7 protein-coding genes are annotated in these 16,533 nt (G+C 63.1%); 3 read left to right on the top strand and 4 right to left on the bottom strand.

Annotation, left to right across the window (positions count from 1 at the left end):
- Positions 1-112 precede the first annotated feature (112 nt).
- Together POF73_RS36105 and POF73_RS36100 are read left to right on the top strand one after the other, a co-directional pair.
- Positions 113-3,892, top strand: a complete 3,780-nt coding sequence (locus tag POF73_RS36105) for an AAA domain-containing protein (protein WP_272123387.1) — start codon at positions 113-115, stop codon at positions 3,890-3,892.
- Entirely contained in the window at positions 3,889-5,457 is a 1,569-nt protein-coding gene (locus tag POF73_RS36100; protein WP_272123386.1) for a hypothetical protein, read from the top strand. Before POF73_RS36105 ends, POF73_RS36100 begins: the two co-directional genes overlap by 4 nt.
- A 383-nt stretch (positions 5,458-5,840) precedes the next feature.
- On the opposite strand, the gene POF73_RS36095 is transcribed toward POF73_RS36100, so the two are convergent.
- The 3 genes from POF73_RS36095 to POF73_RS36085 are packed head-to-tail and all read right to left on the bottom strand — an operon-like array spanning position 5,841 to position 11,958.
- Entirely contained in the window at positions 5,841-8,984 is a 3,144-nt protein-coding gene (locus POF73_RS36095; RefSeq protein ID WP_272123385.1) for a type I restriction endonuclease subunit R, read from the bottom strand.
- A complete protein-coding gene (locus POF73_RS36090) occupies positions 8,984-10,216 on the bottom strand; it encodes a restriction endonuclease subunit S (protein ID WP_272123384.1) in 1,233 nt (410 codons plus the stop codon). Before POF73_RS36090 ends, POF73_RS36095 begins: the two co-directional genes overlap by 1 nt.
- A complete protein-coding gene (locus POF73_RS36085; RefSeq protein ID WP_134038771.1) occupies positions 10,213-11,958 on the bottom strand; it encodes an HsdM family class I SAM-dependent methyltransferase in 1,746 nt (581 codons plus the stop codon). The genes POF73_RS36090 and POF73_RS36085 overlap by 4 nt, the downstream gene beginning before the upstream one ends.
- A 277-nt stretch (positions 11,959-12,235) precedes the next feature.
- On the opposite strand from POF73_RS36085, the gene POF73_RS36080 reads away from it, so the two are divergent.
- Entirely contained in the window at positions 12,236-15,700 is a 3,465-nt protein-coding gene (locus POF73_RS36080; RefSeq protein ID WP_272123381.1) for a type ISP restriction/modification enzyme, read from the top strand.
- A 514-nt stretch (positions 15,701-16,214) separates the two neighbouring features.
- Here POF73_RS36080 and POF73_RS36070 read toward each other — a convergent pair.
- Positions 16,215-16,487 (bottom strand): hypothetical protein, encoded by a 273-nt coding sequence (locus POF73_RS36070; RefSeq protein ID WP_272123380.1) that lies wholly within the window; start codon positions 16,485-16,487, stop codon positions 16,215-16,217.
- Between the last annotated feature and the right edge of the window lie 46 nt (positions 16,488-16,533).

The raw sequence follows: 16,533 nt of genomic DNA, 5'->3' as shown, positions 1-16,533 counted from the left end.
CACTTGCCATCCCTACCAATCAGTAGTCCCTCTATTCTCCTGCGCCACCACGACGAGAGTCGATACCCTCCCACTCCGCACATCAATGTGCGCAGGGGGCATGGGAGTTAGCGTGAATCTGGGTGAGGGCACTCTAGTACTGCAGAGCCGTTATGAACTCATCGAAAGGGTTCTTCGCGACAAGCTCAGCGAAGGAAACACATCCGAAGGCGCGGAGAACTGGCTCGCCATCGGGGAATACGAACAAGAATATTTGCTGAAAATCTGGCCTCACAGCAAAGATGATCCCGACGTCTCGGACATGAATCGAGCTTTGTGGGATGCAGAGCTGCGAACCCTCTATCGAGCGTGCAGTTCACCAGGAGCTGAACGTTCTTTGATGGTCCTCCGAGAGGCCGGCGTCGACAATGAAAACGGGCTCCTTGCAATGGCCCTGGAGGCGCCAGGATATTCCTGCCTTGCCGTCGAACTCGCCGAAAATCGCGGCTCCCACTACTGGCTGACCAACGAGAACACCGAGTCACGTCGCGACCTATGGAACGGCCTGAAGGGACTTACCGACGGCCTCAACCTCCTCCACGAGCAGCAGGTGCTGCACACCGGAGTCTCAGCAGAGAGTGTCTTCCTGGATCCCGCGCAGGGAGCCGACTCGCTGCGACTCGGAGGATTCGAGTGGAGCATGCGAGTTGGCTCCGGCTCGGCGCGTCCAATGTCAGCACACTGGGGTACACCGCCCGAGACCATGGGCGGCCCACACCAGGTGTTCGGCCCAGACGGAGACTGGTTCGGGTTTGGGATTCTGGCGGCGCGATGCCTGTTGCCCATCGAGCATCTCAATAATAATTCCCCCACACCCCAGGCACGCTACAAACAAGTCCTGAACAAAATCGAAAAATCTAGGGATCTATTGACGGACCTGGAGCGAGACTTTCTCCTGCGCCTGGTGGCGGAATCCCCCCTGGACCGAATGACGCGCTATGAGGACATCGCGGCACGTATAGAGGACATCGTAAGCCGACTGGGACGATCGCCAGCGCCCAATGAATGGGACGACCGGTATGTCCTGATGATCGACCCAAAGAACACCCAGGTGACCGATTCTGCCATGGCAGCGGGTCTCCGCAAGGAACTCAGCCTGCGCCCCACAGAGATGTTCAACCCGCGGGACGCCAGCCATGCCGCCGCCCTGACGCGGTTCGTGCAGCAAGATCTGAACAGTCAAGGGGCCCGCCTGTACGCGGTCCGCAACCAGCCTTTTTTCATGCTCCTCGGGGATAAACTTCAGCTTCGTATCGGCCAGTACCGGGATCGTTACGCAGGCGCCGGCGAGATGGAAGCTACCTGGAAACACGCCCGCGTCCTCGGTGTGGGAGAACTGCGTGGGGCGTCCGACGACGCCGTGTCCGCATTTCCGCCAGACAGCATCACGGTGCTGAACATCCTCCAGAACCTCCGCCGGACCGAGCCCACCTTGCTGCAGAACGCGTCAAGCTGGGAGCGTCGCCTTCCTAAAGTGGACAGGGCGGCTAAGCAGCGAGCGGAGCTCGAAAAGTTCTGCGCGTTCGTCCGAGTGACGAACCAGATCGAGCTCCTCTTCCGAGACGCCGAGCTCTTCGCCTACCGCATCGTGGACCGCACCGTCACCGACAGCGGCAAGGAAGAGATCACGATCGAGGAGCTGGAACGCCCACGAGAGGTGCTGAGCTTCCTTCAAGTAGACGGCGGACTGGTGGAATTCCTCCAGCGCGAGCGCGAGAACTCTTCCAAGACCGACGCCGGGCTTGTCGTCCTCACAAGCCTCAGCCAGGACTCATTGAGCTCACCGCCAGCAGAGCTCTCCTCCACCTGGAACATCACCCAGGTCGATGTGGCCCACAGACAGGCGAAACTGACCCGGCAACACGTGGCGGCGCAGATCACGGAGGTGCCTGATCACGGAATCCTGCGTAGCCACGGTATGGAGGGCCAGATCAAGCTCATCAAGCGGCGTAAAGAGGCCATCGACCGACTACCCAGCCACACATACCTCTTGCGCAGCCTGGCGAACCCTGGCGAGGTGTTCATGGACACAGGCGACATGGAGCCGCCGGTCGCCCTTGACCCCGCCAAGCTCGATCAGTCCAAACGAGCTGTCATCCAGGACATCCTCCGTGTGCGCCCCATCTACGCGCTCCAAGGTCCCCCGGGGACAGGGAAGACCACCATGGTGGCCTGGCTGCTAAGGCAGATCCTTAGCGAGGATCCAGTCGCCCAGATCCTCATCACGGCTCAGGCCCATGGGGCTGTCGATGTGCTGTGGTCGAAGGTGAAGGAAGAGGCGTTCCGCGACGTCCGCGAGGAAAGACAGCCGCTGGCCGTCCGGCTGGGGCGCAAGTCGGCAGAGGGAGCCACTGAGCAGGAGGGCTCGGTCGACGAGGTCGTCGGCAAGACCTTGAACAGTGCAGTCCGTCGCCTTCTGTCGGTGCCAGACCGCAATACCGTCCAGAACGACTGGCTGGACGCATGCCGTGACATGCAGACCGAGTTGGCCGCTCCGGAGCCCGGCGCCCTCCTCCCGGACTTCCGTCAGCTCGTCAAGAGGGGGGCCAACCTGACGTTCTGCACCACCAGCGCTGGAGAGCTGGAGGGCCTCTCATCGGAGCTGAGCTTCGACTGGTCCATCGTCGAGGAGTCCGGGAAGGTCCATGGATTCGACCTGGCGCTCCCCCTTCAGGCGGGCCACCGGTGGCTCCTGATCGGCGACCAGAAACAGTTGCCCCCGTACCGGGACAAGGAATACCTCGATGCGGTCAACCACCTGGACAGCGTCGTCGATGCGCTCGACTCCCTTCCCGACGGCGGGGCACGCCTACTGGACCGCGAGTTCGTGCGTATGTGGCGGGAGTGGGACCAGGCCGAGCGTGACGATTTCACCGCCTATTCCCGGGAGTGGCTCAAAGTCTTCAAGACGATCTTCGAGAACTGCGCTTACGCACAAGGTGGCCGAGGGGAAAATGACCCTGTGCTGACCGGCAAGACGGAGCAGGGCGCCGCTATGGCAGGCATGCTCGCGGTACAACACCGGATGCACTCGGACATCGGCACACTGATTTCGGAAGCGTACTACGACGGTGAACTGACCAACTCCGACAGGACGAAACCGTCGTCGGGTCGACTCGGCGACCTGGCTCACCCGTTCGTAGCCCCCACCGGAATCGCCGGAAAGGCGATCGTGTGGATCGATACCCCCTGGAGTGCCGCAGGCGAGAACGCAGGCGAGTGGGGAGCACCCACAGGAGGCAAACAGGTACCCCGGTACATCAACCCAGCAGAGGCGCACGCGCTCTTCCGCTTCATCGAGAAGCTGAAGGTCGACCCCGCCGCTGCCGGGCGGGAGGCTCTCAGGCTCACCGTGCTCTCGCCCTACAGCCAGCAGGTCGGCTACCTGGAGCGCAATCTTTCGTCCTGCCGACTACCTTCCGGGGTGCGGTTCGCAGAGCGGGTCCGACGAGGTGGTGGGCCGCCTCGCTCAGGCGCCTTCACCGTGGACTCGTTCCAGGGCGACCAGTCAGACATCATCGCAGTCAGCCTGGTCCGGAACAACCAGGCTCCCGGGCATCTCCGAGGCCAGGGGATGGGCTTCCTTCAAGATGCGCCGCGACTCAATGTTCTGCTTTCAAGAGCGGAGCGGCTGCTCGTGCTCGTCGGTTCGTGGGATTTCTTCCGTAAGCAAACGGAGCTGATCGAGCTGGATGAGCAGGACAAGGAACTCTGGCACTGGAAGAAAGTACTAACCACGCTGGAAACATGGGAGTCCGACGGGCGGGTGCTGCGGCTCCCCGCTGACCTGAGTAATTATCGGGAACCCACCGTTCGGGAAGTCCTCGGCAACCGTCGCGGGAGTGCACAGTGATTCTGCTCATTCCGGTAAGCCGCTTCCACGTCACTTACGAGGTGGGCGTAGGGCGACCGTATTCGCGGCTCGAAGAACTCGTCTGCCGCTTGATCGCCGAGGCCGACCAGCCGGTCACGCTGACACAGCTGCGGGACACGTTTCAGGTGCACGATCGCCTCCTGCTTGAGAGCGTGGTCACCCTCGTCCGCGCCGGATGGGCGGCTATGGACATCGGGGTGGGGCTCGTCGTCACGGAGCAGGGTAGGCAGACTCTGAGCGAGGGAGGCAGGCCACACAGCACGATCGTGCGTAAGGCGCACACGAGTCTGTACATGGAGCGTGTGTGCGGGCTTCTGCAACGCGAGACACAGTCCAGGCTCAACGTACGGACTCTGCGGGACCTCAGGTCCGTGATGACTCGTAGCGACCTGGAACGTTCGCTGGTCACCGTACGCAACCCGCGCAACAGCCTGTCCGTCGGACAGGCCCAGGGACTGTTGCCGCACCGGCCGGGCGAGTGGATCCGCAGGGTAGCCGAGCCACGTATGCAAACCAAGGCCAACGAGTTCATGCCAGTCGCCGTTGATCTTCCCAGTCGCACTGTGACCGGCCTGCCTAGGTCCTGGGAGCCGCTGCTGTCCGGTGCTCTGCTGCGTGAGGCTGAAGAGCGGGCCGAGGAAATGCGTGAGTTCTCGCACGACGAGATCTCACAGCTGATCTCCCGTCATCCCAGCGCCGGGCCGAACCGCAGCGCTATCCGGCAGAACGCTCCGGACCCTCTGCTCCCCGGGAGCACAAATTTGCTCCAGAGCACCGACGACTTCCTGACAGCCGTACACCGGGCCGTCGAGCAAGCTCAGACCTCCGTCCTCATCATGACTCCGGAGCTCAACTCGACAGGTGTGAGGACGTTGGAACCCCTACTTAAAGCCGCGTTGGAACGAGGCGTGTGCGTCGACGTGTTGTGGGGAACTGAGCAGGGCGATAACGGGGAGGGACGGGCTGACCTGAAGCGCATTGCCGCACAGAGTGCACATGGCTCCATCCGGTCCCTGCGTTTCAATGACCGGCCCGCCGGAACGGTGAGCCGCATGGTCATAGCGGATAGCAAGGCCGAGCGCGGCATCAGCGGCTGCACTGCCGTCTTGGGCGGCTTCCCAATGCTGGGTGCACAAGAGCCAGCGGACTGTCTCCTCCCCGGGTTGCTCGTACACGACCCGGTGGTCGTCGCACAACTCGCCCGAGCAGCCGCCGGATGGTGGGCAGAGACACCCGGTCAGGAGTTCTCTGCCGCAATCGATCGGTGGCGGAGCCTGGCGTCCCGTTGGGAAGAGAGCACTAGATCACCGCTCGGCCATCACCCCGCAGCTCAGCCAGCCGATCGGCAGACCATCCCCGGAGACTACGCCTCAGCGCGAGTAGTCCTCGACGTCGACTGCGCAATGCTGGACTCCGAATCCGTCACGCCAGGAGATGCGATTGTCCGCGCCTACCCATACGTTAGTGCCAGCAGTGAGGACGAGTCCCGAAACATTGGCTCGGTGCCCCTCCGAGGCGCAGTGGCGGTGCATCTGCGCAGCTAGCCCCCTGCGCAGCGCCCGCCTCGTTGCGACGCCATAGGGGTACCAGCCAGCCCCACGTGGGTGATCCATCCCCAGGCTCGTTGGCCTAGGGATGGTTCACCAACTTCCTGCCCCTTGCACACCGCGAGACTGCGGAACTGCCAGCCTGCGCACACGACTTCAAGCCTCGCGCGGCCCCGACGTCGGCAGCCTGCTCGTTAGCGACCCGTACGGTCTCTGCGTCGCCCAGCATCGCGGCGGCCCGGGCCTGGAGGCCGAGGAGCCAGAGTCCGACCGTGCCGTGCGGGTCAGCGGTCGTCTCCGTGCCACGCTCGGCGTAGTGGTAGGCCGCTGCGGAGGTGAGGGCAAGCAGGATCCGTGGCCCGACATGTGTGCTGCCGTATCTAAGAATCCACCTGCTGATCAACCGCTGCTTCGTAGAAGGCATCCGCGAGGGCGACGATGATCGAGTTGATGGCCGGCCCGTCGGTGAAGAAGTAGTCAGCCATCGTGTTGTGGGCGTCCTGGTTGTCTGCGACCGCCTCCGTAACGGCTGCTTGGAAGTCTGGTGACTCCAGGAACTGCTTCTTGGTGTTCACCTTGGTCTGGTTGATCAGGTTCGGGTCTGCGAGCAACCGCTGGACGAGGCCCTGCACGAACTCCCTGATCTGGGACTCGGCGAACGATTCGGCGCCGAAGAGGTCGTTCATCTTGTCTATGACGACCTGGAGCGCGACGTACCTCGGATCCTTCTTCATTCCCGTGCCGGCTGCGCTGATGCCTTTCAGTTGCCCGTCGCCCACAAGCGAGATGTTGACCGGGATTGCCTTGTTGTGCTTGACCCCGACCAGAACCACATCGGAGAGGTCCACGTTGGCCGCCCAAGCGGACTCGGCGATGACCTTCTCCAGCAGGCGCAGGAAGATCGAGAGCATCTCCATGTAGGGGTCGCCGTAGTCGACGATTTGGGACATAAAGTCATAGAGACGCACGTATGTGGAGACATCCTTGCGGAACAGGTCGAGCGCCTGGAGCGTGACCTTGTCCTCCTCTTCGATCGCCCGCGCGTAGCGGCGCCGGAAACCGTGCTGCGCCGGGCTGATCGCCGCCGAGAGCGCGTTGTTGCCCTTGCGAGTCACCCACAGCTCGGCGACCTTGCGAACATCGTCCTCGGCGTAGATTCCGGCCTGGGCAAGCTTGTTAGCCAGGTGGACGACGACGTACGGATCGGTCTCGGTCTCCAGGGTCGCGTTCTTGAAGTACGGCTCGAAGGCTGCCTTGATGTCCTCGGGCTTGTTGGCAAAGTCGATGACGAACGTCTTGCGCTTCTGCTCCCCACCAGCGGTGCGGTGGGTGCGGTTGAGCCGCGAGAGCGTCTGCACCGCGGTGACCCCTGACAGCTTCTTGTCTATGTACATCGCCGAGAGTAAGGGCTGGTCGAAGCCCGTCTGGAACTTGTTGGCGACCAGCATGATCTTGTATGTCTCGCCCTTGAATGCGGCTGCCAGATCAGCCCCGGCGCCGGGGTTCATGTTGGCCTCGGTGAACTCGTCATCCTTCGACGGCTGCGGGCCCCAGTCGCTGTGCCAGGTCTCGTCCTCGGTCATAGTCACCCCGGCGGAGAAGGCGACCAGGGTGCGGTAGTTGTACGAGGCGTCTTCCGTACGGCGCCTGGCGATGTAGGCGTCGATGGCCAGCTTGTACTTCACTGCGGACTTGCGCGAGTCGGTCACTACCATCGCCTTCGCCTTGCCTTCAAGGAGGTAAGCGACGTTGGCGTGGAAGTGCTCGACGATGATCTGCACCTTCTGGCTGATGTTCGTCGGGTGGAGCTGAACCCACCGCATCAGCCCCTTACGGGCGGCGGCCTCCTCAACCTCTCCCCCGTCACCGCTCTCGGCCCTACCGGCGATCTTCAACGCGGTGTCGTAAGACTGATAGCCCTTGAGCACGTCGAGGATGTAGCCCTCCTCGATCGCCTGCTTCATCGAGTACAGGTGGAACTCGCGTGGCTTCCCGTCGGCATCCTTGCGGCCGAACAGTTCGAGAGTCTTGTTCTTCGGCGTCGCGGTGAAGGCGAAGTAGGAAATGTTCTCCGACTCGGCCCGCTCGGTCATCTCCGATGCCAGCACCGACTCCACATCGACCTCGCCACCCTCCTCAATCGCCTTGACCTCTTCAGCAGTCAGCACCTGCTTCAGCTTCGAGGAGATCTGCCCCGACTGGGAGGAGTGCGCCTCGTCAGCGATGACGGCGAACCGCTTGCCCTTCAGGCCAGCGTCGGTCCGGATTTCGTTCAACGCATGTGGGAAGGTCTGCACCGTCACCGCGATGATTAGCTCACCGTTCTTCAGCGCCTGTGCCAGCAGACCCGACTTCGACTTCGCACCGGCCTTGCGGACGTCCTCGGGGCTGATAGTCGCGACGATCTTGCCGGTGCCGTCGATCTGCCGGATCGCATCCTGCAGCTGGGAGTCGAGCACGGTGCGGTCCACGACCACGATGACTGAGTCGAAGACCTTCCGATCATCGACGTGCAGCCGCGCCAGCCGGTGGGCCGTCCAGGCGATGGTGTTCGTCTTCCCCGACCCGGCCGAGTGCTCAATCAGGTACCGCTGCCCGACACCCTCCTCTTTCACCGCCTCGACGATGCTCGTGACGGCCTCCCACTGGTGGAACCGCGGGAAGAGCATGTTCGTACGCCGCACCGACGTGCCGGTGGTGACGTCCCACTCTTCCTTGGTCTGCACGATCATCAGCCGCCCGATGATGTTCAGCCAGGCGTGTTTCTCCCAGACGCGTTCCCACAGGTACGCCGTCGACGACCGTCCGTCCGTGCCGGGCGGGTTGCCGGCACCGCTGTCGAAGCCGATGTTGAACGGCAAGAAGTGGGTCTTCTCCCCCTCCAGCCTCGTGGTCATCGCCGCCAGGTCATTCGAGACCGCGAAGTGGACCAGCGCCCTGTGGCCGAACGACAGCAACGGCTCCGGCCGCCCGTTCGTCAACGGATTACGATCCTGCTTGTACTGGTTGACCGCCTCGTCGAGCGACTGGGTGAAGTCGGTCTTCAGCTCCACGGTGGCCACCGGGAGCCCATTGACGAAGAGCACCAGATCGATACTGCGCTGGTCGGCGGTCGAAAAGTGCACCTGCCGCACCACACGCACCCGCATCGCCTCGTAGTGCGCCGTGGTTGTCTCGTTGAGCGACGTCTCCGGACGGAACTGCGCCATCTTCAACCGACCACCGCCGATGTACTGCACGCCGTTACGCAGGATGTTCAGCGTCCCACCGCCATGTTCCAGCGGCCGGTCGAGCGCCGCGGCCAGCACGTCGAGGAACTTCGCCTGCGAGCCCGCTGCCTTCAGCGCCTTCTCGTACGCCGGCTTATGCGTCTCCTCTAGCCACGCGAACAGATCCGCTGGGAACAGCGCCCGCTCCTGGTCGTACTCGCCACCATCACGGTCATTCTTCGAGTACAGCCAGCCGTGATCCCGCAGGTACTCGCAGATCTCCGTCTCGAAGACCACCTCGTTGTGGTCAGCCATCACGCGACCTCTCGTACGTCGATCTGCCCCGTCACCGCCGCCGTGATCAGCGCCGACCGCCTCTCGCGAGCGAGCTCGATGAACCGTTCAGTCTCTGTGATGAGTGTGTCGATCTTCGCCGTCTGCTCATTCAGATGTGCCGCGACCGATCGCTGAACCTCGAGCGGAGGAAGCCAGATGGCAGTGTTCCGCAGAACTGATACCCGGATGTTCCCAGCGGCAGCACCGCTCATGGAGAGACGGAAATGGTCCTGGACTGACGTGGAGTAGAGCTGCCAAAGCAGAAACTCGCCGACACACGAGTTCTTGTCTACACGGAGTAGCACCATCCTCTGCCCCAGACAGATGGCGTCGGACGGGACCATCGACGCCTCGCCTGCGGACCCACCTTCTCTCGCGAAAATGACGTCGCCCAGCGACGGAGATCCACCGGCATTCCGTTCGCGCCAGGTCGCTTCGCTCACTCGCAAACCATGACCAGGCCGATACCTGCCGCTTCGGACGGAAGCAGTGCGCACCGCTTCGAACGGACCATCATCGTCAACGGCAGGCGTTGTGTGAGGACAGTCGACAACGTCAAGGCACGCGCGGACAATGCGGCTGTTCGCCCCAGCTTGCGTGAATGCCAGATCGATCACAGCCTGTCGTCGTTCGCCGAGCATCCCGATCAACCGCTGCTGCTCCTCAATGAGCGTGTCGATGCGGCCCGTCTCGCGGTCGAGGTAGTCGGCGATGGCGCCCTGCTCCTGCGCCGGTGGCAGCAGGATCGGCATGAGTCTGAACTGATCGTTGTCGATCTCTGCCTGCCCGATCCGGACGCCCCGAGAAAGCAGGCCGTAGCCATTCGTATAGGCCGTCGAACGCAGCAGCCAGTTGAGGTATCGGTTGTCCTCGCCGTGGCGAGGAGCGAAGCAGATGTAGTGCCCAGAGACGATGCCCCGGAGAGAGGAAATTCCCACCGATCCCTGCCACGCCTTCATGCGGTTGGCGACGAGCCAGCCTGGATGCACCAATTGGTAGATGCTGCGGTTCTCAGCAGTCCTGTTGAAATTGTCGCGCGATTCCTTTGCGACGACCCCGAATTCGCGGAATACGGAGAGCATCTGCTCTTCCGGGTGGTCGACATCCTTGATCCGTTCGAACAACGACCACAGGGGTTTCGTCTTCCAGCCAGTCGGCACGCGACCGAGCCACGGCACACCGGAGTCGACCAGATCCGTACGCGACGTCATCCCTCGACCTCCCGCAGGAGATCCAGGATCTTGGCGACCTGCTTCTCCAGGTCGGCGTCAATCTCGGAGAGCGTGCGCGGTGGGGCGTATTTGTAGAAGTGGCGAGTGAAGGGGACCTCGTAGCCGGTCTTGGTCTTGGCCCAGTCAATCCAGGCGTCAGGAGCGTGCGGCTTCACCTCAGCATCGAAGTACGTCTGAATGACTTCCCTCTCTCCTGCCGCTCCGACGGTTGAGCCGCCGTATGTGAAGGGCACGTTTTCGGTGTCGCGCTTCTTCGAGTCGGGCTTCGGGTTGCCCCTGCGGTCGACGACAGGATTCCCGTCCTCATCGAGCAGGGGACGCTCGACGGTGATGGTCCAGTAGCCGAACTCGTCGTTGCGAAGCACCTTGGAGAGGTCGGGGTCGGCGTCCTCGAAGTCGGCGTACAGCCGCACGACCTCGGCGCGGTCATCGTCGCTGATCTCGCGTCCCTTGGACCCGAGATTCTTGCGCATCTTTGTCCAGAACGACGTGCCGTCGATGAGCTGTACCTTGCCCCGGCGGTCGGGGTGTTTGGTGTTGTCGAGAATCCAGATGTAGGTGGCGATGCCGGTGTTGAAGAACATGTTGGTCGGCAGGGCGACAATCGCCTCGACAAGGTCGTTCTCCAGCAGCCACCTGCGAATGTTGGAGGGGCCGGACTCGGCGGCGCCGTTGAAGAGCGGCGAGCCGTTCATGACGATACCGACGCGGCCGCCGCCGTCCTCGGGTGCGCGCATCTTGTGGACCAGGTGGAGCAGGAAGAGCATCTGGCCGTCCGAGGTCGCGGGGAGTCCCGGCGCGAAGCGACCGTAAGGGCCAGCGGAGTCGCGCTCCTCCTTGACCGCCTTGGCGTACTGCTTCCAGTCCACCCCGTAGGGCGGGTTGGACATGCAATAGTCGAACTGGCGGCCCTTGAAGGCGTCGTCGGTGAGAGTGTTACCGAAGGCGATGTTGGTCGTGTCGTGGCCCTTGGCGAGCAGGTCGGACTTGCAGATGGCATACGACTGCGGGTTGTACTCCTGGCCGTACAGGCTCAGCTTCGCCTCGGAGTTCTGGGCGAGCAGGTGCTCCTCTGCTAGGGAGAGCATGCCGCCAGTGCCGGCGGTGGGGTCGTACAGCGACCGGATGATGCCACCCTCGGTGAGGTCGACGTCCTTCTCCGCGAAGAGCAGGTCGACCAGCAACCGGATAGCGTCGCGCGGCGTGTAGTGGTCTCCAGAGGTCTCGTTCGCGGCCTCGTTGAACTTGCGGATGATGTACTCGAAGGCGTCGCCCATGTCGGAGTTCGACACCACATCGGGGTGGAGATCGACGGCACCGAAGGACTTGACGATCTCGCGCAGGAGCCCGGCCTTCTCCAGGGCCAAGATCTCCTTCTTGAAGTCGAAGTACTCGAACACGTCCACGTCGGCGGAGAACCGGTCGATGTAGTCAGCGAGGTTGTCCGCCAGCCCGTCCGCATCGGCCAACAAGTTCGCGAACTCGTAGTTGGAGGTGTTGTAGAACGTCCGCCCCGTGGCCTTCTTGACCTCGACCTTGAGCCGGTTCGGGTTCTCGTACCTCGCAGCCAGCTCCCGTACCGCCGCGCGGTCCGGCTCGAGTACGCAGTCGAGCCGTCTCAAGATCGTGAACGGGAGAATCACCGTCCCGTACTGGTTAGGGCGATAGGGACCCCGAAGCTGGTCAGCGATTGACCAGATGAAGCTACCGAGCGAGCTCACAAGTTCCTCACGAGAATCGTTTAGCAGTGCCGATCACTTTGCCAGAGGCAGCAGCCGCCGTCCCATGGTTCACCTAGGGGACCCCTTCAAGGGCCTGCAGCACCGACCTGTAGCAGAGCTGCGGATCAGAAGATTGAACCGTGCAGCGCGGGGAGAAGGGGGCACTGCCGCAGGCCTGTGGGTGTACGCAGCCTCGAGACCCTCTCGACGGTCAGTGATGTTGCACTTACTGTGTGTTGAGTTGGATACCGGGAGTGTGCTGGCCTCTGGGGGCAGGATGCAGCGCAGGGACGGGTTTCGGCGGATCATCAGCGAGTTCGGTGCAGCGTGCAAGCAGGCATTGCTGCACGGGCAGAAGGAAGCCGCGATCCGTCGCGCCGTGGAGACGCTTCTCGTCGACGCGGCGAACGTGTTAGGGCTACAGGCCGTCCTGCATGCCGAGGTAGCGATCGCCGCGCACCGAATCCGCCCCGACCTGGCTGTGCGGATCGGGAAGTTATCTCGCAACATCGTCGGCTACGTCGAGCTGAAGAGCCCGGACAAGAGCGTGATCCATCCTGGCGGACTGAACCAACGTGATCGACGGCAGTGGGAGGGCATGGCGAAGCTCCCCAACTTGATCTACACCAACGGCCAGACCTGGATCATGTATCGCTCAGGGCGGCAACACGGCGACGCCATCCATCTCGACGGCGATCTGCGTACTGCCGGCGCCCGCCTGCGGCTACCGGTAGCCAGCGAGGCCGCCTTCGAATCAATGCTGACAGCGTTCTTCAGTTGGCAGCCGCATCCACTGACATCAATGCGGGAAGTTGTCGCTCAGGTAGCCCCGCTGTGCACACTCCTGCGCGATGCTGTCCACGACCGGCTCGACGCCGAGGCCAGGCTCCCGCGCCATCGGCGTCCCTTCACTGACCTGGCCTCCACTCTCGAAGTCGATCTCTTTCCCACCACTGATGACCGGGACAAACGCGCGGCCTTCGCCGACCGCTATGCCCAATCTGTCACCTTCGCGCTCCTACTCGCCAGCTCAGATGCCGCCGATGCCCATGACAGCTCACTGGCCAAGATGAGCCTGCATGAGGTCGGCCGCCGACTGGGAGCGGAGCATTCCGTCATGGGGCGCGCTCTGCAGATTCTCACCGACCAGGTCGAGGGAGAATTTCGCGACAGCCTCGACATGCTCGTTCGCGTCATCGACGCCATCGACTGGCGGAGCGCCCTGGCCAGCGAACCCGGCTTCCACATCCACCTTTACGAACACTTCCTGCAGGAGTACGACCCCGACCTCCGCAAGGACTCTGGCACCTACTACACCCCAGCGCCGCTGATGGAGGAGATGATCCGCCTTGTCGACGAAGTGCTGATCACCATGCTGGGTTGCCCAGACGGTTTCGCCGACCCTGGCGTGTCCATCATCGACCCGGCCATGGGCACCGGCACCTTCCTCACCGGCATCATCGACCTCGTCGCCCGCAAGCAGTCCGAGGGCGGCAATGATGGCTTCCGCGCCGAATCCGTCCAAGAACTCGCAGGCCGACTGATCGGCTTCGAAAAGCAGATGGGCGCTTTCGCCGTTGCACAGATGCGCGTCGGGCAGATGCTGCGTTCTCTCAACGCCCGGGTTCGGCTGCGCGACATGCGCCTACATCTAGCCGACACCCTTGCCGACCCCTGGCGGCCGAGCGAACTCTTCACCCGCTACGGCGCCCTGTGGGGCCCCTTGCGCGACGACGCTGAAGCCGCAAGCTTCATCCAGCGCGAAGGCCGCATCACTGTCGTCATCGGCAATCCTCCCCACCGCGAACAGGCGGAAGGCCAGGGTGGATGGATCGAGAATGGCTCACCAGACCGAGGCGCCCCACCGCTGGACGCCTTCCGGCTACACGGTGCGGCAGGGGTGTACGAGAACAAACTGAAAAGCCTCTGCACCTACTTCTGGCGCTGGGCCACGCACAAGGTGTTCGACCAGTACGACGACCACCGTCACGGCGTTGTCTGCTTCGTTAGTACCGGCGGGTTCATCCGCGGCGCCGGCTTTCAGGGCATGCGCTCGTACCTGCGCCGCACTTGCACCGAGGGCTGGGTCATCGACCTCACCCCTGAGACGAAGAGACCACCACTCAACAGCCGTTTCTTCCCGGGCGTCCAGCAGGAATTAGCCATAGCCATTTTTGTCCGCAAGGAAGGCGAGCGGCGAGACCAACTGGCCCCTGTCCACTACACGGCCGTCCACGGCACTCGCCGGGACAAAGAAGAGCAACTACACGACCTGCACATCAACGGCCCCAACTGGCGCACTTCCCGGCTTGTCAAGCACGCCCCCTTCACACCCGCCTCCCACAGCGGCTGGGACACCTTTCCCGCTCTCACCGACCTCATACCCTGGCGTAAACCGGGCATAAAACCGAACCGGAACTGGGTCTTCAGTCCATCCAAAACCACCTTGCGCCGACGATGGGACCGCCTCGTCCAGGAACGTGACCTCTCAACGCAAAAGGCACTGTTCAAAGAGACCCGCGACCGCACCTTGGACAAGGAAGCCGTCCAGATACCCGGTCACCCCCACCCGCCGACCCTTCTCCGCGACGAGCACAGCCCCTGTCCTGTTCCGATACGCGTCGCCCGCAGAGCCTGGGACCGCCAATGGCTCATACCCGACGGGCGCGTCATCGACTTTTCCCGCCCGGAGCTGTGGCAAGCCGCCATAGACGGCCAGGTCTTCATCGTCGAACAGCACTCACAACGCCTGCAGACCGGCCCAGCCCTGCTCTTTACCGCGCTCATCCCGGACATGCACTACTTCAACGGCAACGGTGGTCGCGTGCTGCCGTTCCTGCATGCTGACGGCTCCCCCAACATCGCCCCCGGACTGTTACATCACCTCGCCAACTCCTACGGTCTCCAAGAGGTCATCCCAGAAGACCTGCTGGCCTACGTCGGCGCCGTCACCGCCCATCCCACCTTCACCGAGCGCTATGCAGACGACCTCAACTCACTCGGCGTGCGCATCCCCTTGACCGCCGCTAGTGACCTCTGGCATGAGGCCGTCAGCCTGGGACACCACATTCTGTGGGCGTCCACCTTCGGTACACGAAGCATCAGTCCAGGTGATGGACGCCCCGCAGGCACATCGAACTGGTGGAGAGACCTGCATCCCGAGATCACATACGCCCGACAAGTCGCGCCTGACGGGCTCCCCTCCACGATCACCTACGACTCCGAAAACGAGCACCTGATCATCGAGGGGGGCGTCTTCACTGGCGTCACGCCGCGCATGCGCAACTACACCACCGGCGGTCGTAACGTACTCGACAGCTGGCTCGCGTACCGCAGCACCCGCAGCGCCGGCAAGGTGACCAGCGAACTCGACCGCGAGCGCCCAGAGCACTGGGAGCACGAGTGGAGTCGGGAGCTCGTGGAGATCCTCGCCGTACTCAGTCACCTGACTGACCTGGAGCCGCGGCAGGCAGAGTTACTCGACCGCATAGTGACCGCCCCTCTGATCGATGTGGCTGAACTGAATCGGCGCCGCATCCTCCCAGTACCCGAGCGCGCCAAGAACGCTCGCACCGATCCGGACCACGCGTTTCTGCCCGGCCTGGAAACAGTCGATGGTCAACCTCCTGGACCTGTCGAGCCTCTAACGCCCCCGAACGACTCCCCGGGTGACGCGGCACCTGACCGGCACTCACCTGTGCGGCCCGTCCCTCATGCCCGACGGCACCGCGGTCGAGCATGATCTGCCCGGGGAGCAGCTGCTTCGTGGCTCGCACACTTCCTCGTCCCACTCTCTTGCCGACGACCTCACGAGGCGCCGACCGCCTGAAGGAGGAAGGGCTAGCCAGAACGGACTCGCGACGAAGACCTACCGGGACGGAGACTTGTTCACCGGCGTCCTCAAGGTAGCGGCCCCGTTCCCGGTGGAGATCGACCTCGGCCAGACCTGACCACGCGCTGCTCAGCAGTCGGCTGCGCGTGAGCGATGCGTGAGCGGACGACCCGATACAGGGCGGCATGAGCCGGATCAACTGACTCACTGCACGCTTCTGACCAGGGGAAACAGCACCGCGAGGCAGCGCCGGGCACCACCCGGCAAGGATTCGATCCCACTCCTAAAGCGGGTGTCGCAGGTTCGAATCCTGCCGGGGGCACAGTTTCTGACCAGCGCGTTTACCTCTCTCGGGTAGGCACGCTGTTCGTCGTGGCCGTGGCATTGGCCGTCAGTAAGTTCCACAGCATGGCGAACACTAAGCTCAAGCCCGTTCGGAGAGTCCGCAGCCAACGGATCCGGCTACCCGGCCGGCGTGGCGTTCTTCCTCAACCGCCGGCTCGGTGTCGCCGAGCTCGACGAGACGTCGTATGAGCGGGCCGAAGGCATCATGCGCAACTACCTCAAGCCGACCTTTGGCACGCTGAAAGCCGGCAAGCTCACGGCCGAGATTTTGGAACTCTTCTACGCCCGTCTCCGCCAGTTCCAGGAAGGGTGGGAAGGCCGCCCGCAACGGCAGGACCGACCCGACGACCATGCAGAAAGCACGTCTGCCAAGCGCTCGCTGCGAACAGCATCCACAA

This window comes from Streptomyces sp. HD (assembly GCF_028369295.1).
Classification (GTDB): domain Bacteria; phylum Actinomycetota; class Actinomycetes; order Streptomycetales; family Streptomycetaceae; genus Streptomyces.
This window is presented reverse-complemented; position numbering and strand designations above follow the sequence as displayed.

What these genes read in the sequence shown, in the direction of transcription:
- POF73_RS36095 (WP_272123385.1), bottom strand. Translation starts at nt 8,984, where the DNA reads ATGGCTGACCACAACGAGGTGGTCTTCGAGACGGAGATCTGCGAGTAC.
- POF73_RS36080 (WP_272123381.1), top strand. Translation starts at nt 12,236, where the DNA reads ATGCAGCGCAGGGACGGGTTTCGGCGGATCATCAGCGAGTTCGGTGCA.
- POF73_RS36090 (WP_272123384.1), bottom strand. Translation starts at nt 10,216, where the DNA reads ATGACGTCGCGTACGGATCTGGTCGACTCCGGTGTGCCGTGGCTCGGT.
- POF73_RS36070 (WP_272123380.1), bottom strand. Translation starts at nt 16,487, where the DNA reads ATGGTCGTCGGGTCGGTCCTGCCGTTGCGGGCGGCCTTCCCACCCTTC.